16 protein-coding genes are annotated in these 22,164 nt (G+C 61.7%); 7 read left to right on the plus strand and 9 right to left on the minus strand.

Annotated elements, in window-relative coordinates:
- Positions 1-81: 81 nt before the first annotated feature.
- Positions 82-1,881, minus strand: a complete 1,800-nt coding sequence (gene lepA, locus EGN72_RS17250; protein WP_127049863.1) for a translation elongation factor 4 — start codon at positions 1,879-1,881, stop codon at positions 82-84.
- 36 nt (positions 1,882-1,917) lie between these two features.
- On the opposite strand from lepA, the gene EGN72_RS19530 reads away from it, so the two are divergent.
- Positions 1,918-3,504 (plus strand): hypothetical protein, encoded by a 1,587-nt coding sequence (locus EGN72_RS19530; protein ID WP_233587173.1) that lies wholly within the window; start codon positions 1,918-1,920, stop codon positions 3,502-3,504.
- 356 nt (positions 3,505-3,860) lie between these two features.
- Here EGN72_RS19530 and EGN72_RS17260 read toward each other — a convergent pair whose 3' ends face one another.
- The 7 genes from EGN72_RS17260 to EGN72_RS17295 all read right to left on the minus strand — a co-directional run bounded on the left by EGN72_RS17260 (position 3,861) and on the right by EGN72_RS17295 (position 11,169).
- A complete protein-coding gene (locus EGN72_RS17260) occupies positions 3,861-5,180 on the minus strand; it encodes an SPOR domain-containing protein (RefSeq protein ID WP_233587174.1) in 1,320 nt (439 codons plus the stop codon).
- 67 nt (positions 5,181-5,247) lie between these two features.
- On the minus strand, positions 5,248-5,880 hold the full coding sequence (upp, locus tag EGN72_RS17265; RefSeq protein WP_127049867.1) for a uracil phosphoribosyltransferase: 633 nt from the start codon (positions 5,878-5,880) through the stop codon (positions 5,248-5,250).
- Positions 5,873-6,874 carry an adenosine deaminase gene (locus tag EGN72_RS17270; protein WP_127049869.1) on the minus strand — a complete coding sequence of 334 codons (1,002 nt, stop codon included), beginning with the start codon at positions 6,872-6,874 and terminating at the stop codon, positions 5,873-5,875. The genes upp and EGN72_RS17270 overlap by 8 nt, the downstream gene beginning before the upstream one ends.
- The gene (locus EGN72_RS17275; protein WP_127049871.1) at positions 6,871-8,091 is read right to left on the minus strand and encodes a phosphopentomutase; all 1,221 of its coding nucleotides are present in this window, start codon (positions 8,089-8,091) and stop codon (positions 6,871-6,873) included. The genes EGN72_RS17270 and EGN72_RS17275 overlap by 4 nt, the downstream gene beginning before the upstream one ends.
- Complete coding sequence (locus tag EGN72_RS17280) at positions 8,088-9,413, minus strand: thymidine phosphorylase (protein ID WP_233587175.1); 1,326 nt, start codon at positions 9,411-9,413, stop codon at positions 8,088-8,090. Before EGN72_RS17280 ends, EGN72_RS17275 begins: the two co-directional genes overlap by 4 nt.
- Positions 9,391-9,798: a cytidine deaminase gene (gene cdd / locus EGN72_RS17285; RefSeq protein ID WP_127049875.1), complete on the minus strand. Its 408-nt coding sequence runs from the start codon at positions 9,796-9,798 to the stop codon at positions 9,391-9,393. The genes EGN72_RS17280 and cdd overlap by 23 nt, the downstream gene beginning before the upstream one ends.
- Positions 9,799-10,089: 291 nt before the next feature.
- The gene (locus EGN72_RS17295; protein ID WP_127049879.1) at positions 10,090-11,169 is read right to left on the minus strand and encodes a cupin domain-containing protein; all 1,080 of its coding nucleotides are present in this window, start codon (positions 11,167-11,169) and stop codon (positions 10,090-10,092) included.
- Between the two features lie 206 nt (positions 11,170-11,375).
- Here EGN72_RS17295 and EGN72_RS17300 point away from each other — a divergent pair, with 206 nt between their 5' ends.
- The 5 genes from EGN72_RS17300 (at position 11,376) to EGN72_RS17320 (ending at position 19,683) form a co-directional block, all read left to right on the plus strand.
- Entirely contained in the window at positions 11,376-13,655 is a 2,280-nt protein-coding gene (locus tag EGN72_RS17300) for an NADP-dependent malic enzyme (protein ID WP_127049881.1), read from the plus strand.
- A complete protein-coding gene (locus EGN72_RS17305; RefSeq protein ID WP_127049883.1) occupies positions 13,648-14,397 on the plus strand; it encodes a hypothetical protein in 750 nt (249 codons plus the stop codon). The genes EGN72_RS17300 and EGN72_RS17305 overlap by 8 nt, the downstream gene beginning before the upstream one ends.
- Before the next feature lie 223 nt (positions 14,398-14,620).
- Positions 14,621-16,537 carry a propionate-CoA ligase PrpE gene (gene prpE / locus EGN72_RS17310; RefSeq protein ID WP_127049886.1) on the plus strand — a complete coding sequence of 639 codons (1,917 nt, stop codon included), beginning with the start codon at positions 14,621-14,623 and terminating at the stop codon, positions 16,535-16,537.
- 165 nt (positions 16,538-16,702) lie between these two features.
- Positions 16,703-18,226, plus strand: coding sequence for a response regulator (locus tag EGN72_RS17315; protein ID WP_127049888.1), 1,524 nt, complete (start codon positions 16,703-16,705; stop codon positions 18,224-18,226).
- Positions 18,223-19,683 carry a sigma-54 dependent transcriptional regulator gene (locus EGN72_RS17320; RefSeq protein ID WP_127049890.1) on the plus strand — a complete coding sequence of 487 codons (1,461 nt, stop codon included), beginning with the start codon at positions 18,223-18,225 and terminating at the stop codon, positions 19,681-19,683. The genes EGN72_RS17315 and EGN72_RS17320 overlap by 4 nt, the downstream gene beginning before the upstream one ends.
- Before the next feature lie 91 nt (positions 19,684-19,774).
- Here EGN72_RS17320 and EGN72_RS17325 read toward each other — a convergent pair whose 3' ends face one another.
- Complete coding sequence (locus EGN72_RS17325; protein ID WP_370323340.1) at positions 19,775-20,539, minus strand: NAD kinase; 765 nt, start codon at positions 20,537-20,539, stop codon at positions 19,775-19,777.
- Between the two features lie 268 nt (positions 20,540-20,807).
- Here EGN72_RS17325 and glyA point away from each other — a divergent pair, with 268 nt between their 5' ends.
- Positions 20,808-22,115 (plus strand): serine hydroxymethyltransferase, encoded by a 1,308-nt coding sequence (gene glyA / locus EGN72_RS17330; protein WP_127049894.1) that lies wholly within the window; start codon positions 20,808-20,810, stop codon positions 22,113-22,115.
- The last annotated feature ends 49 nt before the right edge of the window (positions 22,116-22,164 follow it).

The following is a 22,164-nucleotide window of genomic DNA, read 5'->3' on the forward strand; positions in this document are numbered from 1 at the left end:
GTGACAGGAATGCCCCGCGCGGGGTCAGAAGGCCGAGACATGCCAGAGGCGGGTTTTCAGCCCGCCTGACGAATGCAGCTGTTAACTGTCCATCTTCAGGGCGCTGATAAACGCCTCTTGCGGGATTTCTACCTTCCCGAACTGGCGCATCCGCTTTTTACCGGCTTTCTGCTTTTCCAGCAGCTTCTTCTTCCGGCTGGCGTCGCCGCCGTAGCATTTCGCGGTTACGTCCTTGCGCATGGCCGACAGGGTTTCACGCGCGATGACGCGGCCGCCGATGGCGGCTTGGATCGGGATTTTGAACATATGGCGGGGGATCAGGTCTTTCAGCTTTTCCACCATCGCGCGGCCGCGGGTTTCGGCGCGGTCACGGTGGACCATCATCGACAGCGCGTCCACGGGTTCGTCATTCACAAGGATCGACATCTTGACCAAGTGATCCTCACGATACTCAGAGATCACATAGTCAAAGCTGGCATAGCCCTTGGAGACCGATTTCAAGCGGTCATAGAAATCAAACACCACCTCTGCCAGCGGCAGGTCATAGACGACCATGGCGCGGGGGCCGGCGTAGGACAGGTCAAGCTGGATGCCGCGACGGTCTTGGCACAGCTTCAGCACATCGCCAAGGTATTCATCGGGCACGAGGATGGTGGCCTTGATGCGCGGCTCGTCGATATGATCCACCAGCGTCAGGTCAGGCATGTCGGCGGGATTGTGCAGGTCACGCACCTCGCCATCGCGCATGTGCAGGTGAAAGACCACCGAAGGCGCCGTGGTGATCAGGTCAAGGTCATATTCGCGTTCCAGACGGTCGCGGACCACCTCCAGATGCAAAAGCCCAAGGAAGCCGCAGCGGAAACCAAAGCCAAGCGCCGCCGAGGTTTCCATCTCCGAACTGAAGGACGCGTCGTTCAGTTGCAGCTTCTCGATGGCATCGCGCAAATCGTCGAAATCATTGGCATCGACCGGGAACAGGCCGCAGAACACCACGGGCTGCGCGGGTTTGAAACCCGGCAGCGGCTTTTCGCAGCCCTTCTTTTCCGATGTGATCGTATCGCCCACGCGGGTATCGCGCACCTGCTTGATAGAGCCGGTCCAGATCCCAATTTCACCCGGGCCAAGCTCCGCGATATCGACCATCTGGGGTTTCAGCACCGCCAGTTTATCGACGCCGTAAACCGCGCCGGTTTGCATCATCTTGATACGGTCGCCCTTGCGGATCACGCCGTCAATCACGCGGATCATGACGACAACGCCGAGATAGCTGTCATACCAGCTATCGACCAGCATGGCCTTCAACGGGGCGTTACGGTCGCCTTTCGGGGGCGGCAAGCGGGTGACGATGGCCTCCAGCACATCCGGGATACCAAGCCCGGACTTGGCAGAAATCTCCACCGCGTCCGAGGCATCCAGCCCGATCACATCTTCGATCTGCGCCTTCACGCGTTCGGGTTCGGCGGCGGGCAGGTCAATCTTGTTCAGCACGGGCACAATTTCGTGCCCCGCGTCCAGCGCGTGATAAACGTTGGCCAGCGTCTGCGCCTCAACCCCTTGGGAGGCATCCACCACCAGCAGCGAGCCTTCGACCGCGCGCATCGACCGCGACACCTCATAGGCGAAATCGACGTGGCCGGGGGTGTCGATCAGGTTCAGGATGTAGCGCTTGCCATCCTTGGCCGGATATTCGATGCGGACCGAGTTGGCCTTGATCGTGATGCCACGCTCGCGCTCGATATCCATCGAGTCGAGCATCTGCGCCTTCATATCGCGTTCGGCCACCGTCCCGGTGAGCTGGATCAGCCGGTCGGCAAGGGTGGATTTACCGTGGTCGATATGCGCCACGATGGAGAAATTGCGGATGAGATCAAGATCGGTCATGGTAGAGGGATATGATGTGGATTTGTGGGCTGGTCAATGGGTGATAGTGGCGTGACAGATAGGGTTGAAGCGGTATTTGAAATGAATAGTCCTCCAGACTGGTTCCGCGCCTTGCCAAGTCACATTGCCGCTGAACTTGCGACTATCACAGCCTTACGTTCAGCACATTGCTTTCTGTCTGTGGCACCTTGGGGCAAGATCCAACTGCACACATGGCAGCAAACAGTGGCTGCGCTGCGTGATATGCTTTATGCTACCCTGAAGCCGCTCGGTTTACCCTTGACATACCCGCTTGAGGATATTGAAGAGGCAGACATTGACGGCTTTGTAGATCAGGCAGCGACACTTGAGGTGTCTGCCATAGCAGCGGAATGGGCTGCACTCTATGCGAGCGCTGCCATAAATGGGCATCCGGTTGAAATTGCGTGGAAAGCATTTACCCTATCAGCCATCGCGCTTGCCATGCAGGTCCACAGCCATGGCGACCGTCTGCGCGCACAGCCAATTCACAATACAATCACCGAGATATTGGATGAGTTGACTGCGCTGGCGCAAGCTGACCGCAACGAACTCCCAAGATCGGCTTTTCGCGAGGTTCTGAGTAGCGCACTCTCAACCCATGATGAAGGCAATAGATGGGCAATGTTCTCATTAGCACACTTAAAGGCAAAAAAACTCTACGACGTTTCCCTCGACAACCCTTGGTCCTTCTGGGCCGACTGGTATCAAGGGTTCCTCGACGGCAAACCCCTCGATTGGGAACTCCAACGCCGGGTGGCCCTGATCCCCGATGCGGATTGGGACCAAGGGCCGGCCCATATCGCCGCCAAAATTGAGGAGATCAAGGCTGCTTTTCTGGCAGAGAAGGTGCCGCTGGCGGAGACGGTGGCGCTTAACCCCGCAACAAACCTGTTCCATGTTGTGCCGATCCCTGTGCAAAACGCGCCGCTGGTGGGGGCGCTGCTCTCGCGGGTTTTGGATGCGGTGGACGATGCGGTGCAGGGCAACAATGGCCTGCGCGTAGATAGCCGCGAGGTGCGCGTGTTAACCCGTGCGGCGCAGCGCTATGGCAATGATCCGCAGCGGTTGGAGATGGATTTTACATCAGTGGCCGTAGGGCTGCGGCGGCAGGTGCATAAGACGCGAGAGCTGCCCGATTCCGAGGATAACCTTGCGCTGCTAGAGGCGGTGGAAGAAGGCGCGCGAGGGTTGCGGGCGGCGCACCCAGAGGTAGCGGCGAACCGCACCAGCCTTGCGGCGCAAGCGCTGCGAGAGCTTTCGCCCGACCAAAAGGCCGAGCTGGCCGAGGCGCTGCCCGTTTTGCAGGCGATCAGCGAAGGCGTTATGGCCGAGGATTTTGCTGCCGATATTCCGGCGCTTATCAATGACGCGCTGTTGCCGCTGCCCACAGGAGCGCCGCGGCTTCCGGGGATGGATGCATCGGCGCGGGTGTTCAGCCGCGCGACAAAAATGTCAGTCCTTGAGCGCACAGGTGGCGTTGTTCATAAGATGGACGGCCATGCTGCAATCAAGACAATAAAAATTGGGAAGGCTATGTATGATCTTGGGGGCTTCTTAGGATGGTTAGTCCAGTTAGGGCTGAAGGTGTTTGGCATTTTGTAATCCAAACGAGAAAGGGCCAACATTTCGGCCAGCCCTTTGTCGCGCATTTGTGTCGCCTTTAGGCTTTGCGCAGCGACTTCACAGCTTTCTTCAGCTTGCCTAATTGCTTGGCCACTTTGGCTTTGCGCTTCTTGATTTCTTTTTTCAGGGCTTTGACGTCGGTTTTCTTGGCCATGATATGGCTCCTGTATAGGGATGCGATGCAATCGCGGAAGGCCAGAGGTTAGGCAGAATTCCCCGCAATGTATAGGGCGCTTGCCTGACAGAAAAACACCCTCTGGCACGGGGCCAAAGGGTGTGAGGTTTATTCTGCCCGACTTCTTGCCGCACCCCGGTAGGGGCTTGGGTCCCTGTTCTTAACGGATAAAGGCGTCACCAAAGCCAGAACGCCGCGCCGCTGCCAAGGCAGCATTGGCAGCGCCCCGGTCACCAAACGGCCCAGCCATGACGATTTGCATCGCGCGGCCTTTGCTGGTGATACGCGATTTGGCAACCGGCAGGCCCATGCCTTGCAAACGGGCAGCGGACCGTGCGGCATTCGCCGGCTCACCAAATGTCCCGACCTGCACATAATAGCGACCGGATGCCGAAGGCTGCGGCGCGCGCGGCGCATTGCTGGTCGAGGTGACATAGACCTTTTTCTTGCCAGACTTGCGGGTCACCGGCTGGTCAGCGACCAACTCTGCAGGAATATCACGGGTCCAGACCTGATCTTGCTGCGCTTGGCCGCGCGCGGTGCCTTTGCCACGGTTCGGGTTCAGGCGGTCATCCTTCCAGGCTTTCTTATAGCCTTTGGGCACCACAACCTCATCCCGCGCTACGGCGTTCTTGTTGCCCAGCGCAAGCGGCGGGGTCGCGCTTTCAATACCTCCGCCTGCGGTCGTGCACATCACCGTGCTGCCACCACTGCGCAACTCAAACCGCCGGGCGACCGGGGCTGAGGCCGGGCATTGATACCCGCCACCTGCCGCAACGCCTTCGGTCCGGTATTTCGGCGCTGGCACATAAGCGGGGGCCGGGGCCAGCCGCGATGCAACCTTGGCACTTTCGGCAGGCGCCTGACGCGCCATCTGGATCCGTTGTGCCGCGCGCTGCGGATCAAAATTCGCGCTGGCCGAGCAGAGCAGGCTGCGGCGGCCATCATTCATGGTGACCCGCGCGCCATACGGGGCATTGGACGGACATGCGCTGTTGCGCGCAACCGCATTGGCATCACGCTGCGGGGCCTGAACCACCGGGGCGGCCACAGCTTTGGGTGCGGGCGAAGGCGCGACACGGCGCGGCGCTGTGCGGGGCAAGCTGGCGATGGTTTCCATCGGTTTACCCACATCGGCGCTGGGGCGTGGCATCACGCTGGGCGCAGGGGCCGGTGTTGGGGCAGCGCGGCGCACAACCGGGGCCGGGGCCGGAGCAGGCTCTGCCGCTGTGATCTGCGTTCCGCCAAAGGTGGGCGGAAAGCCGCATAGCGCCTTGCGATTGGCCGAGATGCGCGGCACCCAATTGGTGCGCCCCCCGATCCCGGCGCGCAAGAACACGCAACCGCGACTATCGACATATTGTGAGCCTTTGAAGCCAGACGGCGGATTTTCCGCCGGACCAGCCAAAGATTGCGCCTGTGCCATAGATGTGACAGAGACAGCCGCCCATCCGGCGACCGCGAGCACTTTGAACAACATTACTACCCCCATGTAGCGTAGGGCGATAATGAGTCAGGATTGTTTCCGAGTAAAGGCCAAAAGCCCGTTATTTTGTACCAAACATGCGATCACCCGCATCACCTAGCCCCGGAACGATATAGCCATGGTCGTTCAGATGGCTGTCGAGGGCGGCTGTTACCACTGGCACATCGGGATGCGCTTCTTTCATCCGGGCAACACCTTCGGGGGCAGCCAGCAGACACAAAAACCGAATATTCGTCGCACCTTGCGCCTTCAGCAGGTCAATCGCCGCGACCGAGGAGTTCCCAGTCGCCAACATCGGATCGACCACAATCGTCATCCGGCTTTCCAGCGCATCCGGCACTTTGCAATAATATTGCACCGGTTTCAGCGTTTCAGGGTCGCGATACAGGCCCACAAAACCCACCCGCGCCGCCGGAACCAGCTCCAGTATTCCATCCAGCAAGCCATTGCCTGCCCGCAGAATGGAAATCAGCGCCAGCTTCTTGCCTTCAAGGATCGGCGCGTCCATCGGCTCCAACGGGGTTTCGATGCGCTTGGTGGTCATGTCCAGATTGCGGGTGATCTCATAGGCCAGCAGCAGGCTGATTTCCCGCAGCAAGCGGCGGAAACTGGCGGTCGAGGTATCCTTGTCGCGCATCAGCGACAATTTGTGCTGCACCAATGGGTGAGAGACGATTGTCAGGTGGTCACGCATGGGCTTGCTCCAATGTTTTGTGCAGACGGGCTTTTGTATCGGCGTCACAAAAGGCCGCGTCAAGCGATGCCTTTGCCAATTGGTCAAAAAACGCTTCGTCCCAGTCAAACGCGTCATGCAGGGCGGCGTATTCCTTTTGCATCGTGGTGTGAAAGAACGGCGGGTCATCGGTGGAAACGGTGATCCGCACGCCGCGCTTGTAAAGCTCATTGATCGGGTGCTTGCGGATGCTGGGGTAAAGCCCCAGCGCCACGTTGGAGCCGGGGCAGACCTCCAGCACCACGCCTTTTTCGGCGATCTCATCGACCAGTGCCAGATCTTCGATGGCCCGCACACCATGGCCGATGCGTTCCACCTTCAGGTCTTGGATGGCCGAGCGCACGCTATCCGGCCCGCCCCATTCGCCCGCATGGGCCGTCAGCCGCAGGCCCGCTTCGCGCGCGCAATCAAAGGACCACGCGAAATCTGACAGATGGCCGGATTTCTCATCCCCGCCGATGCCAAGACCCACGATCCAGTCGCCCGCCGTTTCTGCCGCGCAAATCGCGGTTTCGCGCGCCTTGTCGGGGCCGAAATGGCGGATGGGGGTGACGATGCCGCGCAGGGTGATGCCCATGATTTTTTCGGCAATATCGGCGGCCTCGCGGATGGCATGAAGATATTCACGCCAAGCCCCCACATCGCGCCCACCGCAAAAATCGGGCGACAAGAAAGCCTCGGTATAGATCACCCCGGATTTGGCGCTTTCTTCCAGCACCGCCAGCGTCAGGCGATGAAAATCCTGCGGCGTTTGCAGCACTTGGGTCGCGGCCTCATAGACGCGCAGGAAATCCCAGAAATCGGTATATTTGTAGTTGCCGTGCGTATCAAAGATACCGCCGATATCAACCTGTTTTTCCTGCGCCAATCCACGAATGAAGGCAGGCGGCGCGCCGCCTTCCAGATGCAGGTGAAGTTCGATTTTCGCCGAGTTGGTGGCGGAAAGATAGGTCATAGAAAACTCCGTCCGGGGCCTTGGTTTTCCACCCCGAGGTGATGCGCGACCGAGGCCGCGACATCGGTAAAGGCGCAGAGGCCGATCTCGCCGGGGGCAATGCCCGCGCACAGCACCGGCACGCGTTCGCGGGTGTGTTCGGTGCCGCGCCAAGTGGGGTCATTGCCGTGATCGGCGGTGAAAATCGCCAGATCGCCGGGGCGCATGGCGGCCAGAAACCGGCCCATCTGTGCGTCAAACCATTCCAGTGCGCGGGCATATCCGGCCACGTCGCGGGGGTGGCCGTAAAGGCTGTCGAATTCCACGAAGTTCGCAAAGGTCAAGGAACCGGGTTCCGCGCTGGTTTGCAGGGCCAAAAGCTGTTCGAAAAGGTCAGCGTCTGATTTGCCCTTGTGCAAGGCGCTGATGCCGCGATGCGAAAAGATATCCCCGATCTTGCCCACCGCATGGGTCACGCGCCCAGCGCCTTGCACCCAATCGAGCAGGGTCGGGCTGGGTGGGTCAATCGCGAAATCGCGGCGGTTGGGGCTGCGTTTGAAATTGTCGCAGGTTCCGGTGAAGGGCCGCGCGATCACCCGGCCCACCTTTCGGGCATGCAGAAACGGCGCAAGGTCGGCACAGAGTTTCAGCAAGCGATCAAGGCCGAACGCCTCTTCATGCGCGGCGATCTGGAAAACGCTATCGGCAGAGGTATAGCAAATCGGCCACCCCGTGCGCAGATGCGCCTCGCAATGCGCGTTTATGATGGGCACGCCGGAGGCATGGCAATTGCCCAAAATGCCTTCGGTGCCTGCCAGTTCGCAAACCTTTGCCACCACATCCGGCGGAAAGGCTGGCGTGGTATCGGGGAAATAAGACCAGTCCCACGGCACCGGCACACCCGCCAGTTCCCAATGCCCCGACGGGGTATCCTTCCCGCGCGAGACCTCGGTCGCAGCGCCCCAGCGACCGGCAGGGAGCTGCGCCGCCGGCGGCAGGCCACCGAGCGATAGCGAGGCCCCCGGTTCAGCCACCTCCATCGCTTGGGCCAGCCCAAGGCGCAGCAGATGCGGCAAAAGCAATGGCCCTGCCCGCCCCTGATCCGCGCGGCCAGCAGCGCAAGCGGCGGCGATATGGCCGATGGTATTGGCCCCTTCATCGCCGAAATCGGCGGCATCCGGCGCGCCGCCGATGCCGACACTGTCCATCACGATCAGGAAGGCGCGGTTTTGGGTCATGTGATGCGTCCATAGATCAGGGGCAAGTCTTCGGGGGCCTCTTCGCGGATGGTATAGGCTTGGGCCAGCCGTTCAATGGCCGCTTCGGCATCCGCGGTGCTGGCAGCGTGGATTTGCAGCAGGGCGGCACCCGGCTCCACCTCCTCGCCCACACCCATGATCTGCGACAGGCCAACAGAGGGGTTGATGCGGTCTGATTGATGCAAGCGCCCGCCGCCAAGCTGAACCACGACCTGCCCCAGCATCTCGGTATCAATCGCCGCGACATAGCCGCGATTGCCGCAGCACAGATCAATCACCACCGGGGCCGCAGGCAGACGATCCGGCCATCGGTCGACGAAATCGGCAGGTCCCCCCTGCGCCGCGATCATCCGGCCAAAGAACTCGGCGGCGACGCCAGTTTCCAGCGCGGCTTCGATTTTCAAGGCCCCGTCTTCGGCATCGGCGGCCAAACCGCCCAGCGCCAACGCCTCTCCGCCCAAAGCGGCGGTCAGATCCCACAGCGCGGGGTTGATGGCGCTGCCGGTCAAGGTTTCCATCACGGCGATCACCTCCAGCGCGTTGCCTGCGGCGGCGGCCAGCGGTTGGTTCATATCGGTGATCAGGGCGGTCGTCATGCAACCCGCACCTTGCGCGGTAGACACCAGCGCCTGCGCCAGCACCCGGGCCTCAGCTTCGGTTTTCATGAAAGCGCCAGAGCCGCATTTGACATCCAGCACCAGCCCTTCCAGCCCTGCCGCCAGTTTTTTGGACAGGATAGAGGCGGTGATCAGGTCGATGCTGTCCACCGTGGCGGTAACATCGCGGATGGCATAAAGTCTGCGATCCGCCGGCGCGATCTGCGGCGAGGCCGCGATGATGGCACAGCGGGTTTGCCCGATCTGGTCGCGCAATTGCGCCGCTGTCATATCGGTGCGCAGGCCGGGGATGGATTCCAGTTTGTCCAGCGTGCCGCCGGTATGGCCAAGGCCGCGCCCGGAAATCATCGGCACATAGGCCCCGCAAGCCGCAAGCGCCGGGGCCAGCAGCAGCGAGGTGCAATCACCGATGCCCCCTGTTGAATGTTTGTCCAGCACCGGGCCGGGCATATCCCAGTCCAACTGCTCGCCGCTGGCCTGCATGGCGCGGGTCAGCGCAACGCGCCCCGCCTCGCCCAAGCCTTGCAGGCAGATCGCCATGGCAAAGGCCCCGGCTTGCGCGTCCGACACCTCACCCGAGGCAAGCCCTTGGGCAAACCAATCCAGCGCGCCGGATTTGGGGGGGCGGCCTGCGCGTAGCCCGGCGATGATCTCGCGGGCATCAAACGCCGTTGGCATCGACATTGGCCATATGGCCCGCGTTGAACGAGCCGGGCAACAGATCGGCGACGGTGACAACCGATGTCACGCCTTGCAGGTTGACCATGGTCACGGCCACGTCCGGCCCGGCAAATTCCGCGATCTTCTGGCGGCAACCGCCGCACGGGGTGACCGGGGTGGGGCTGTCGGAAATCACCAGCAATTCCGCGATCTTGTAGTCTCCGCCCGCGCACATGGCGGCAATTGCCCCTGCTTCGGCGCAGGTGCCTTCGGGATAGGCCACATTCTCGGCATTCACGCCCACATAGACATTGCCCGATGGCGTGCGCAGCGCCGCCCCGACCTTGAAGCGGGAATAAGGCGCATAGGCGTTTTCACGGGCTTTGGTGGCGGCATCGAGAAGGGACATGGGCGCGGCTCCGGCGTTGTCGTTTGAGGGTGGTCGTTTGGACAAGTGTGGAACCGGGCAGGGAAACTTGCAAGCCTTGCGTGGCGGGAACCTGCCAAGGCCTGTAACTTTGCGCCAGCGGCCGGGTCGGACCACAGGCCGGGGGGCCAGCCCCCCGGACCGAAGCAAAAGCCGGGGGGCCAGCCCCCCGGACCGAAGCAAAAGCCGGGGGGCCAGCCCCCCGGACCGAAGCAAAAGCCGGGGGGCCAGCCCCCCGGACCCCCCGGGATATTTGGGCCGAAAAGAAAGCAGTCAGAGCAGTGTGGTGCGGAATACTCCCGGCAGTGTGACTTCGAGCAGTTGCAGATCAGAGGTGGCGTCACTATATTGCGTGGTCATGCCCGGTGGAATGACGAAGGCGTCGCCCATGGTTAGGCGGTAGGGGGCTTTGCCTTCGCCCTTCAGTGTCATTTCACCCGACATGACATAGGTGAACAGGATATCGGTATCATGCCGGGTGGCAGGGGCAGCGGCCCCGGAGGGCCGTGCGACCATCACCGATGCCACACCTTTGGTATTTGCGTTGATGGTGGTATCGCGCGCCTCAAACCCCGGGATGCGGAAAGGTTTGAAGGGCGATTGCGCGCCGACATTATGCACGAAGCGTTGGCCTTGCCATTCGCGGTCGGGGCGGTGATGCGGGGTTGGCAGCGTCATGTCATGGTCAATCTCGGTGACATGTTCGGCTGGCACGCCGATTTCGATCACCTCTATCCCGTCTGATGCCTCCAGCACGCGGTGGCGGATTTCGGGCGGCTGGATAAAGCAATCCCCGGCGGTGAGGCGGATTTTCGGGCCTTGATCTTCATAGACGACATCGACCCAGCCCTTGACGCAAAAGATCAGTTGAAAACCGACCCTGTGGAAATGCACCATATCGGGCACCGGGCCGCCATCGGGGATGCGGATATGGCTGGCGATGATGGCCCCCCCAAGGCGCGAGGGCACCAGATCGCGGTAATGCATGCCTGCGCGGCCAATCACCCAAGGGGCCTGATCGGCCAAACGACGCACGACAAAGGCGTGTTCGGTCGCGGGCAGCACCAGCGGGGGATTGAGATCCTCAATTTCGACCTTGGTGCCATTGGGGGCCGTCAGGTTGCGGGCCGGGAAGGCGCCGGGATCATCGGTCAGGATGCGGATCGTTCCCGGTGCCTCTGCCGCGCCTTTTTCGATGCGGATGCGCAACCCGTGGCCGGACAGAACCGCCACCTCAGGGTTATCGGCAGGATAGATCATATCCAGCCGCAGGCCCAGAACCTTGGTGTAAAACGGCAGGTCATCGCGCAATTCCTGCGTTGGCAGGCGGATTTCGGCACGGATTTCGGGCATCGGGTCCTCGGGCTTTGCGGTGGCAATCGGCGCATCTTGCCGAACAGGTCACAGCATGCGAAGGGCGGGCCAAAAGGCAAGATCAAAACACCGGGCGCGCAAGCAGACAGGATTTTCAACTTTATCCTGTAACAGCCCCGCGATGCCAAAGACTTGCGGCAAGCGCAGAATAGTTTACCACTAAACCACCGATCGGGAGGGGCATCATGGACGAGACACGGCAAGACACCCAGCGCCAGGCTGCGCTGAATTATCACGAATTTCCCAAACCCGGAAAGCTGGAAATCCGTGCCACCAAGCCGCTGGCCAATGGTCGCGATCTGGCGCTTGCCTATTCCCCCGGCGTGGCCGAGGCCTGTCTGGAAATCAAGGCCGACCCGTCCACAGCCACGCGCTATACGTCCAAGGGCAATCTGGTGGCGGTGGTGTCAAACGGCACGGCGGTGCTGGGGCTGGGCAATATCGGCGCGCTGGCCTCCAAGCCGGTGATGGAGGGCAAGGCGGTTCTGTTCAAGAAATTCGCCAATATAGATTGCTTTGATATCGAGTTGAATGAGCCGGACCCCTACAAGCTGGCCGATATCGTCTGCGCGTTGGAGCCGACCTTTGGCGCCATCAACCTTGAGGATATCAAAGCCCCCGATTGCTTTATCGTCGAATCCATCTGCCGCGAGCGGATGGGCATTCCGGTGTTCCATGATGATCAGCACGGCACCGCGATTGTGGTCGGGGCCGCAGCCACCAATGCGCTGCATGTGGCGGGCAAGAAATTTGAAGATATCAAGATCGTATCCACCGGTGGCGGCGCGGCAGGGATTGCCTGTCTGAACATGCTGCTGAAGCTGGGGGTGAAGCGCGAGAATGTCTGGCTCTGCGATATCAAGGGCTTGGTCTATGAGGGCCGGACCGAGGATATGACGCCGCAAAAGGCCGAATATGCGCAGAAATCCGACAAGCGCACGCTGGCCGATGTGATCGAAGGCGCCGATCTGTTCCTTGGCCTTTCCGGCCCCGGCGTATTGAAGCCCGATATGGTGGCGCGCATGGCAAAGCGCCCGATTGTTTTCGCTCTTGCCAACCCCACGCCCGAAATCACCCCGGATGAGGCCCGAGCCGTGGTGCCGGATGTGATCATGGCGACAGGGCGGTCCGATTTTCCCAATCAGGTCAATAACGTGCTGTGCTTTCCCTTCATCTTCCGGGGCGCGCTGGATGTGGGCGCGACGACCATCAACGATGAGATGAAGATCGCCTGTATCGAAGGCATCGCAGCACTGGCCCGTGCCACCACCAGCGCCGAGGCTGCCGCCGCCTATAAGGGTGAGCAACTGACCTTTGGCCCCGATTACCTGATCCCCAAACCCTTCGATCCGCGCCTGATCGGGGTTGTCGCCTCTGCCGTGGCCAAGGCCGCGATTGAAACCGGTGTCGCCACCAAACAGATCGAGGATTTCGACGCCTATAAGCGCAAGCTTGACAGTTCGGTGTTCCGCTCGGCGCTGATCATGCGGCCGGTGTTTCAGGCAGCAGCCACGGCCACCCGCCGCATCGTCTTTGCCGAAGGCGAGGATGAGCGTGTGCTGCGCGCCGCCAATGCGATGATCGAGGAAACCACCGACAAGCCGATTCTGATTGGCCGCCCCGAGGTGGTAGAGAGCCGCTGCGAACGCGCGGGCCTGCCCATCCGTCCCGGTCGCGATTTTGATCTGGTGAACCCGGAAAACGACCCGCGCTATCGCGATTACTGGGAAACTTATCACCAGTTGATGGCCCGCAAAGGCGTCACCCCTGATATCGCCCGCGCCGTGATGCGCACCAACACCACCGCCATCGCCGCCGTCATGGTGCACCGGGATGAAGCCGACAGCATGATCTGCGGCACCTTCGGGCAATATCTGTGGCACCTGAACTATGTCACGCAGGTTCTGGCCACCGAAGGGCGGCACCCGGTCGGCGCGCTGTCGCTGATGATCCTCGAAGACGGGCCGCTGTTTATCGCCGATACCCATGTCCACCCCGACCCGACCCCGGAACAGATAACCGAAACGGTGATCGGGGCCGCGCGCCATGTCCGCCGTTTTGGCCTTGTGCCAAAAGTGGCGCTGCTGTCGTCATCGCAATTCGGCAACCTGAATTGCGAAACCGGGCGGCGGATGCGGGCCGCGATTGACGTGCTGGACGCCGCCCCTCGCGATTTCTGCTATGAGGGCGAGATGCATATCGACGCGGCGCTGGATCAAGCCACCCGTGACCGCATCTTCCCCGGTGGCCGCTTCGAAGGCCCGGCCAATGTGCTGATCTTTGCCAATTCCGATGCCGCCTCGGGCGTGCGCAACATCTTGAAAATGCGCGGCGGCGGGCTGGAAGTGGGTCCGATTCTGATGGGCATGGGCAACAAGGCGCATATCGTGACGCCTTCGATCACGGCGCGCGGCCTGCTGAACATGTCGGCGCTGGCAGGCACGCCTGTGGCAACCTATGGCTAAAGGCTTGGGCCACGCATTTGCCGTGCTGGCCCTGACCTTGCTCACCCAACTGGGCGGTCTGGCATGGCTGGCCGCCCTGCTGCTCCGGCGCGCGATAAGGCTCCGGGGGCTGGCGTTTCTGGCCGCCTATGCCGCACTATGGGCCGCCGCCCTTGTCACCGCGCCGCTCTTTGGTCGCGTGGCGCTGCCCTGCACGGGGGCAGATCTGCGCAGTCAAAGCCTGCTCTACTGCGCGCTCAATCGCCATTACGTCACCCCCGCCTTGCGCGATCTTGCGACAGACCTCGCCCGCGCCACGGCCCAGGCCTATCCCGGCACGCTCACCATAACGCTGGATGCAGGCTTTCCCTTCGGCCCGCTGCCCTTGCTGCCCCATCTCAGCCATGATGACGGGGAAAAGCTGGACCTCGCGCTTTACTGGGCCAAGGATGGCAGCTACCTGCCGGGCCGCAGCAAATCCGCCTTGGGCTATTGGGGCTACGCCGCAGGCCCAACCCAATGCCCCCGCCGCTGGACCGATCTGCGCTGGGATATGAACGGGCTCAACGCTGCCCTGCCCGATTGGCATCTCGACCCGCCGCGCCTTGCATTCGCGCTGCAATGGCTCGCCAATGATCCGCGCACAGGCAAAATCCTGATCGAACCGCATATCCTGCAAAGCCTCGGCCTCAGCCATCCCAAAATCCGCTTTCAGGGCTGCCGCGCCGCACGGCATGACGACCATATCCACCTGGAACTCTGACCCGCTTTCTTTTCGGTCCAAATATCCTCAGGGGGTGAAGGGGCATCGCCCCGAGGGGGCGCGAGCGCCCCCTGCTTTTTTGACGAAAATTCACAACACGCGGCCAACCGTTTGCGCTAAATGTGACCAATAGGCGCAGTCTGGGCCTTGCAACAGTGCCGCAACATTCTTGTCAGACAAGCTGCCGCAGCGTAACAAAGGCACGATCAGAGGAGGGTATACGATGGCATACACTGGAACGGCAGCGGGTTCATACGCAGAAGTCTACGCGGGGTGGAAAGCCGATCCCGAAGGGTTCTGGATGCAAGCCGCGCAAGACATCGACTGGGATAAAACCCCCTCCACCGCGCTCAACGCCTCTCGCGCACCGTTTTATGAATGGTTCACCGATGGCATGGTCAACACCTGCTGGAACGCCGTGGACCGCCATGTCGAGGCCGGGCGCGGCAGCCAACTGGCCATTATCCACGACAGCCCGGTCACCCGCACCAAACATTCCATCACTTATGAAGAGTTGCGCAACCGCGTCGCCTCTCTCGCCGGGGCCCTGCGCGCCAAAGGCGTGGAAAAAGGCGACCGCGTGTTGATCTATATGCCCATGGTCCCCGAGGCGCTGGAGGCGATGCTGGCCTGCGCCCGGTTGGGGGCCATCCATTCCGTTGTTTTCGGTGGTTTTGCCGCCAATGAACTTGCTGTGCGCATCGACGATTGCAAACCCAAGGCCATCATCGCCGCCTCCTGCGGGATCGAACCGTCCCGCGTGATTCATTACAAACCGCTGCTGGATGGTGCCATCGAAATGGCCGCCCATAAGCCCGATTTCTGCGTGATCTTTCAGCGTGAACAAGAGGTTGCCAAGCTGATCGAAGGCCGCGATGTCAGCTGGCACGGCTTTCAATATGGCGTCGAACCCGCCGATTGCGTGCCCGTCAGCGGCGATCACCCAGCCTATATCCTTTATACCTCTGGCACCACGGGTGCCCCCAAAGGCGTTGTGCGCCCAACCGGCGGCCATCTGGTCGCGCTGAACTGGACGATGAAAAACGTCTATAATGTCGAGGCGGGCGATGTGTTTTGGGCCGCGTCCGATGTGGGCTGGGTCGTGGGCCACAGCTATATCTGCTATGGCCCCTTGATTGCGGGCTGCACCACCGTTGTCTTCGAAGGCAAACCCGTTGGCACGCCCGATGCAGGCACCTTCTGGCGGGTGATTGCCGAACATAAGGTCAAAAGCTTCTTCACCGCCCCCACCGCCCTGCGCGCGATCAAACGCGTGGACCCGCAGGCCAAGCTGATGGCCGATTACGACCTGCGCCACCTGCAAGCGCTGTATCTGGCGGGCGAACGCGCCGACCCCGACACCATCAACTGGGCCAAAGACGCGTTGAAAATCCCGGTCATCGACCATTGGTGGCAAACCGAAACCGGCTGGGCGATTGCCGCCAACCCCTTGGGGATTGAAGAATTGCCGATCAAGATCGGCTCCCCCTCGGTGCCGATGCCCGGCTATGACGTGCAGGTGCTGGACGAAGGCGGCCACCCGGTCCCCGCCGGAACGCTGGGTGCGATTGCGGTAAAACTGCCGCTGCCCCCCGGCACATTGCCAACGCTGTGGAACGCCGAGGAACGGTTCAAGAAATCCTATCTCACCACTTTCCCCGGCTATTATGAAACCGGCGATGCGGGCTATATTGACGAGGACGGCTATCTTTACATCATGGCCCGCACCGATGACGTGATCAACGTCGCCGGCCACCGCCTGTCCACCGGCGCGATGGAAGAAGTGCTGGCAGGGCATCCCGATGTCGCCGAATGTGCGGTGATCGGCGTGGCCGATGCGTTGAAAGGCCAGTCACCGCTGGGGTTTTTGTGCCTCAACTCCGGCTCTGACCGGGCCGAGGCTGACGTGATCAAGGAATGTGTGGCCCTCGTGCGTGACAAGATCGGCCCCGTGGCTGATTTCAAACGCGCCTGCGTGGTGGATCGCCTGCCCAAAACCCGATCCGGCAAGATCTTGCGCTCGACCATGGTCAAGATCGCGGATAGCGAGCCGTTCAAAGCCCCCGCGACGATCGAAGACCCCACCGTTCTGAACGAAATAAAGACGGCATTGCAAACGCTTGGCCTTGCACAGGGCTAAGCCCTGTCTCTGCCCTGACGCACAGGCGCTGCGCGGATTTCCGCGCGGCGTTAACCATGTTCTGCGCTGGACTTTGCCCCCAGAGAGGTTAACGTCTGCGTGTCATGTCTGAGTTAATCTGGTCCATTCCCCACGCGCCCTTGCAACTCCCTATTGGGGGGCATCGTGACAGCTGAGCCCGGTTCAACCCCTGCCGAAGCACCAGATCTCGCGGAAGAACTTGCCCTTCTGGCGCATGATATCCGCTCTGCCCTGACGGATGTGATGACCGGGCTGGAACTGATTGACGATACCGCCCTCCCCCAGCGTGACCGGCATCAGTTGGACCGCGTCCGCGCCTCTGGCGAAGGGTTGTTTCGCCTGCTGGAAGTGGCCTTGTCGAATGTGCTGGGCCAAAGCACCGCCGATCTGCCCAAAGCCCCGGTGCATCTGGATAAACTGCTGCGTGACCTGATGCGCCGCTGGGCCCATCCCGGCAGGGCAGAGGAGACAGAGGCTAAGGCCATTCTGGTGGCCGAGCCTGATCTGCCCGAGGTTATCGCTTGCAACCATGTCGCGGTCGAGCGGGTCTTGGCAAATCTGCTGGGCAATGCACTGACCCATTCAGGGGGCGGGCGTGTCACGCTGCATGTCGCGCGCCCTACCCCCAAAGCGCTGTGCTTTACCGTGCAAGACGAAGGCCCCGGCTTTCCTGCCGTCGTGCCCATGCCAACCGGCAGCCGCGCCTTGCCCGCATGGCAAACCGGCGAAGGCCATGGGCTTGGCCTCAGCATTTCGCAATCTCTTGCGGAACGCATGGGCGGCCGGATCATTTTGCGAAATACCAAAGATGGGCATGGCGCGGCAGAGTTCTGGTTGCCGCTGGAACCCGCCTTACCGCCGCAAACGCCCACCGTGATGGCCGATACAGCCTTGCACGGTCTTCGGATATTGCTGGCCGATGACAACCCGACCCAACGGCTGGTGATGTCACAATATCTGGCCCAATCCGGTGCCGAGGTCGTTTCGCTGCGCGATGGGGCCTCGGCCTTGGCCAGCTTGCGTCTGGGCGGGTTCGGGGCGGCGGTTCTGGACCATGACATGCCGGGGCACAGCGGGCCTGATATCTGCGCCGCCCTCCGCGCCGACAGCGGCCCGATGGCCGATGTGCCGATTCTCGTGCTGACGGCCCATCACGGTGAAGCGCCGCGCGCGGCGGCTTTGGCCGCCGGTGCCGATGCCGTATTGCAAAAGCCCATCCCTTCGCCTGACGCCCTTATCCGCGCGGTCAGCGCAATCATTCACCCCATGCGCGCAGAACCGCCCAGCAAACCGCCTGACGCCCGCCCCAACACGCCGCCCATCGACCCTAGCGACTTCCGCCGCCTGCTTTCCGTGGCAGGCGATGAGTTTGCGGCAGAGCTGGTGCAACGTTTCGCCGCCGATCTGGCCGAAGTCCGCAGCCAACTCCACGCCGCCTTGCCGCAGATGGATCTGCACGGGCTGCGGGCCTGCTCGCATGTTCTCGTCTCGCTGGCGGGCACGGCTGGGGCGCATCTGCTCTCGGACGCGGCCCGCCGCTTCAACTTGGCTGCGCAGGCACTGGATACCGACAGCATCCAAAACGCTGCCCCAGACCTGCTGGACGGGCTGGAAATGCTGATCGCGTTTATTGACAAGATCGCGGCAGAACGGCAGGCAGGGCCATGACCCCTGCGCCCACACCGCCCCGCGCCAAAGCCAAATCCGGCAGCGCCCCACCCATTTTGCTGATCGAGGACACGCTGTCCTTGCAAATGGTCTATCGCGCCACGCTGATAAACGCAGGCCATAAGGTCATTGCCGCCGCCAATGCCGCCGAAGGATTTGCGCTGTTTTGTGAACACAGCCCCGCCATCGTCCTGCTGGACCTGACCTTGCCAGACCGGGACGGCCTTGACCTGATGCAAGACATGCTGGCCCGCAATGCCAACACCTGCGTCATCGTGATCACTGCCAATGGCACGATCAACAAAGCGGTGGAGGCGATGCGCGCGGGCGCGCATGAATTTCTGGTCAAACCCTTTGATGAACAACGCTTCCTGTCCTGCATCGACAATGCGCTGCGCCTCGGATCGCTGCGCGGCGAAGGCGCTGCACAGGCAGCCCCGCGCAGCGCCACCCGCCAACCCACCGCCCCACCCGAAGGGGCCTTCATCGGCCAGTCGCAGGTCATGGCACGGGTTCAGGCCAAAATCGCCTCGGTCGCGCAAAGCATGGCCACCGTGTTCATCACCGGTGAAAGCGGCACCGGGAAAGAGCTGTGCGCGCTGGCCGTGCACCAACAATCGCCGCGCAGCACCGGGCCATTCATCGCATTGAACTGCGGCGCCATCCCCGCGGAATTGCTGGAATCCGAGGTGTTTGGCCATGTCAAAGGCTCGTTCACAGGCGCGGTTTCCGACAAGATCGGTGCAGCCGCCGCCGCCGATGGCGGCACCTTGTTTCTGGATGAGGTCTGCGAAATGCTGCCCGCCCTGCAAACCAAATTGCTGCGCTTTCTGCAAACCTCTACCGTGCAGCCAGTGGGGGCGACGCGCCCCCGCAAGGTCAATGTGCGCATCGTCTGCGCCACCAACCGCGACCCCGCCGAAGCCGTGCGGCGCGGCCAGTTCCGCGAAGACCTCTACTACCGGCTCTATGTCGTCCCCATCCATATGCCCCCATTGCGCGATCGGCAGGATGATGTGATCGAAATCGCCGAAGCGGCTTTGCTGCGCTTTGCCCAGGAAGAAGGCCGCGGCTTCACCGCTCTCTCGCCCGAGGTGCGCAGCCTGTTCCGCGATCTGCCTTGGCCGGGAAATGTGCGACAGGTGCTCAACGTGATGCGCAATGTCGTTGTGCTCTATGATGGCCCACAGGTCGAACGCCATATGCTGCCCGAAGATATTGCCGCCCCAACCTCACTCGCGCAAACATCGCCCCCGGCTCACAACGCCCCCGGCGACAATGTCAGTCTGGATGCCCTGCTGGGCCTGCCCCTCGCCGAAGTCGAACGCCGTATCGTCGAGGCCACAATCGAGATGCATGGCGGCTCCGTCCCGCGCGCTGCCCGCGTCCTCGATGTCTCCCCCTCCACCCTGTATCGCAAACTGGACCTCTGGGCCAAACTGCCAAAGCAGCCCTGACCCAAAGCCCTTTCATCTATTCAAAAATATCCTGGGGGTGAGCCGCTTGCGGCGAGGGGGCAACGCCCCCTGTCCTGTTGCCACGAAACGCTCAGGCGAATTGCTCCCGCAACAGGCGTTCTTCCAACCCATGCCCTTCGTCGAACAAGATCCGATGCCGGATCGCTGGTTCCGACCGGATTTCCACCGACAGGACATTCGGCACCGACATGCTGTCAGCATCGGCACGCACCGGGCGCTTCTCCGGCTCCAATACATCAAACCGCACCACGGCGGCCTTGGGCAACAGCGCGCCCCGCCAACGCCGGGGACGGAACGCGGCAATCGCTGTCAGCGTCAGAACCTCGGCCCCGATTGGCAAAATCGGCCCATGCGCCGAATAGTTATAAGCCGTGGACCCGGCAGGCGTGGCCACCAGCGCCCCGTCACAGACCAATTCATCCAGCCGCACCCGCCCATCGACCGAGATGCGCAGCTTGGCGGCCTGTGGCCCGGCCCGCAACAGGCTGACCTCATTGATCGCCAACCCCATCGCAACCTTGCCATCCATCGTCTCGGCCCGCATCGCCAAAGGGTTCAACACCTCTTCCCCCGCTTCGGCCAGACGTGCGGGCAAATCCTCCTCGGCATAGGCATTCATCAAAAAGCCGATGGTGCCGCAATTCATCCCGTAAACCGGAATATCAAGGCTTTGCTTTTGATGCAGGGTTTGCAGCATGAACCCGTCGCCACCCAGTGCCACGATATGACTGGCCGCTTCAGGCGCAACATTGCCATAGCGCAGGGTCAGCGCCGCCAGCGCCTTTTGCGCCGCCTCGGCCTCACTTGCCAGAAAAGCTATCTTGAACGCCACAATCCCCCCTTGCCCGGATCGAGGGCCAGACCTTCCCTTTCCACCGGCTATGACCACAGTCTTGGCGCTCTGTTTTGCCAAACTCAACCCCTCGGGCAACAATCCGTCGGATTCCCCAAACATCCCGCCACGTTAGCGCTAAAAGTTTCCCATCCGAAACGCCAATGTCGCCCATTCACGGCATCAAGGCGGATTCTTACCTTTTCGCGCGGGCCAAGCTGCTCTAAACAGCGGCAACCTTTGGCCCCGCGACCTGATTTAGGAGACGCCCATGAACGCCCCCGTTGACACCGCCCACCGCGACGCCGGTTTCTTTAGCGAAAGCCTCGCCAGCCGCGACGCCGAACTTTTCGGTGCCATCACGCTTGAACTTGGCCGCCAGCGCGACGAGATCGAGCTGATCGCCTCGGAAAACATCGTCTCGCGCGCCGTGATGGAAGCGCAAGGCTCGGTGATGACCAATAAATACGCCGAAGGCTATCCGGGCCGTCGCTATTACGGCGGTTGCCAATATGTCGATATCGCCGAAAATCTGGCGATTGAACGGGCTTGCGAACTCTTTGGCTGCACCTATGCCAATGTTCAGCCGAACTCCGGTTCCCAAGCCAACCAAGGCGTGTTCACCGCCCTGATCAAACCGGGCGACACCATTCTGGGCATGTCGTTGGATGCGGGCGGCCACCTGACCCATGGGGCCGCGCCAAACCAGTCTGGCAAATGGTTCAACGCGGTGCAATATGGCGTGGTCAAGGATACGCTGCTGCCCGATTACGACCAGATCGAAGCCTTGGCGCTGGAACATAAGCCCGCGCTGATCATCGCTGGCGGCTCGGCGATTCCGCGCATCCTCGATTTCAAACGCTTCCGCGAGATTGCCGATAAGGTCGGGGCTTATTTCCTTGTCGATATGGCGCATTTCGCAGGCTTGGTTGCGGCGGGCCTTTACCCCTCGCCTTTCCCGCATGCACATGTGGCCACCACGACCACCCATAAAACCCTGCGCGGCCCGCGCGGTGGCATGATCGTCACCAATGACGAGGCGATTGCCAAAAAGGTCAACTCGGCTATTTTCCCCGGCATCCAAGGCGGCCCCTTGATGCATGTGATCGCCGCCAAAGCCGTCGCCTTCGGTGAGGCCCTGCGGCCCGAGTTCAAATCCTATCAGGCGCAGGTCATCAAGAACGCCCAAGCGCTTGCCGATCAGTTGATGAAAGGTGGTTTGGGCACCGTCACGGGCGGCACCGATACGCACCTGATGCTGGTCGATCTGCGCCCCAAAGGCGTGAAAGGCAATGCCACCGAAAAGGCACTGGGCCGCGCCCATATCACCTGCAACAAAAACGGCATCCCGTTTGACACCGAAAAGCCGACGATCACCTCGGGCATCCGCCTTGGCACCCCCGCAGGCACCACGCGCGGCTTTGGCGAGGCCGAATTCCGCCTGATCGGGGATTGGATTGTCGAAGTCGTGGACGGCTTGGCCGCCAATGGCGAAGACGGCAATGCCGCCGTGGAAGAAGCCGTAAAGGCCAAGGTCGAGGCCCTGTGCAAACGCTTCCCGATCTATCCGGACCTGTAAGGCCACACGAACCTTAGAACGGGCCGCGCCGGGGAAACCTTGGCGCGGC

Source organism: Pseudorhodobacter sp. E13 (assembly GCF_003991405.1).
Taxonomy (GTDB): domain Bacteria; phylum Pseudomonadota; class Alphaproteobacteria; order Rhodobacterales; family Rhodobacteraceae; genus Pseudorhodobacter.

Bases quoted from the DNA above. Each gene is read 5' to 3' on its own strand.
- lepA (WP_127049863.1), bottom strand. From the start codon at position 1,881: ATGACCGATCTTGATCTCATCCGCAATTTCTCCATCGTGGCGCATATC.
- EGN72_RS19530 (WP_233587173.1), top strand. From the start codon at position 1,918: ATGGGTGATAGTGGCGTGACAGATAGGGTTGAAGCGGTATTTGAAATG.
- EGN72_RS17260 (WP_233587174.1), bottom strand. From the start codon at position 5,180: ATGTTGTTCAAAGTGCTCGCGGTCGCCGGATGGGCGGCTGTCTCTGTC.
- upp (WP_127049867.1), bottom strand. From the start codon at position 5,880: ATGCGTGACCACCTGACAATCGTCTCTCACCCATTGGTGCAGCACAAA.
- EGN72_RS17270 (WP_127049869.1), bottom strand. From the start codon at position 6,874: ATGACCTATCTTTCCGCCACCAACTCGGCGAAAATCGAACTTCACCTG.
- EGN72_RS17275 (WP_127049871.1), bottom strand. From the start codon at position 8,091: ATGACCCAAAACCGCGCCTTCCTGATCGTGATGGACAGTGTCGGCATC.
- EGN72_RS17280 (WP_233587175.1), bottom strand. From the start codon at position 9,413: ATGTCGATGCCAACGGCGTTTGATGCCCGCGAGATCATCGCCGGGCTA.
- cdd (WP_127049875.1), bottom strand. From the start codon at position 9,798: ATGTCCCTTCTCGATGCCGCCACCAAAGCCCGTGAAAACGCCTATGCG.
- EGN72_RS17295 (WP_127049879.1), bottom strand. From the start codon at position 11,169: ATGCCCGAAATCCGTGCCGAAATCCGCCTGCCAACGCAGGAATTGCGC.
- EGN72_RS17300 (WP_127049881.1), top strand. From the start codon at position 11,376: ATGGACGAGACACGGCAAGACACCCAGCGCCAGGCTGCGCTGAATTAT.
- EGN72_RS17305 (WP_127049883.1), top strand. From the start codon at position 13,648: ATGGCTAAAGGCTTGGGCCACGCATTTGCCGTGCTGGCCCTGACCTTG.
- prpE (WP_127049886.1), top strand. From the start codon at position 14,621: ATGGCATACACTGGAACGGCAGCGGGTTCATACGCAGAAGTCTACGCG.
- EGN72_RS17320 (WP_127049890.1), top strand. From the start codon at position 18,223: ATGACCCCTGCGCCCACACCGCCCCGCGCCAAAGCCAAATCCGGCAGC.
- glyA (WP_127049894.1), top strand. From the start codon at position 20,808: ATGAACGCCCCCGTTGACACCGCCCACCGCGACGCCGGTTTCTTTAGC.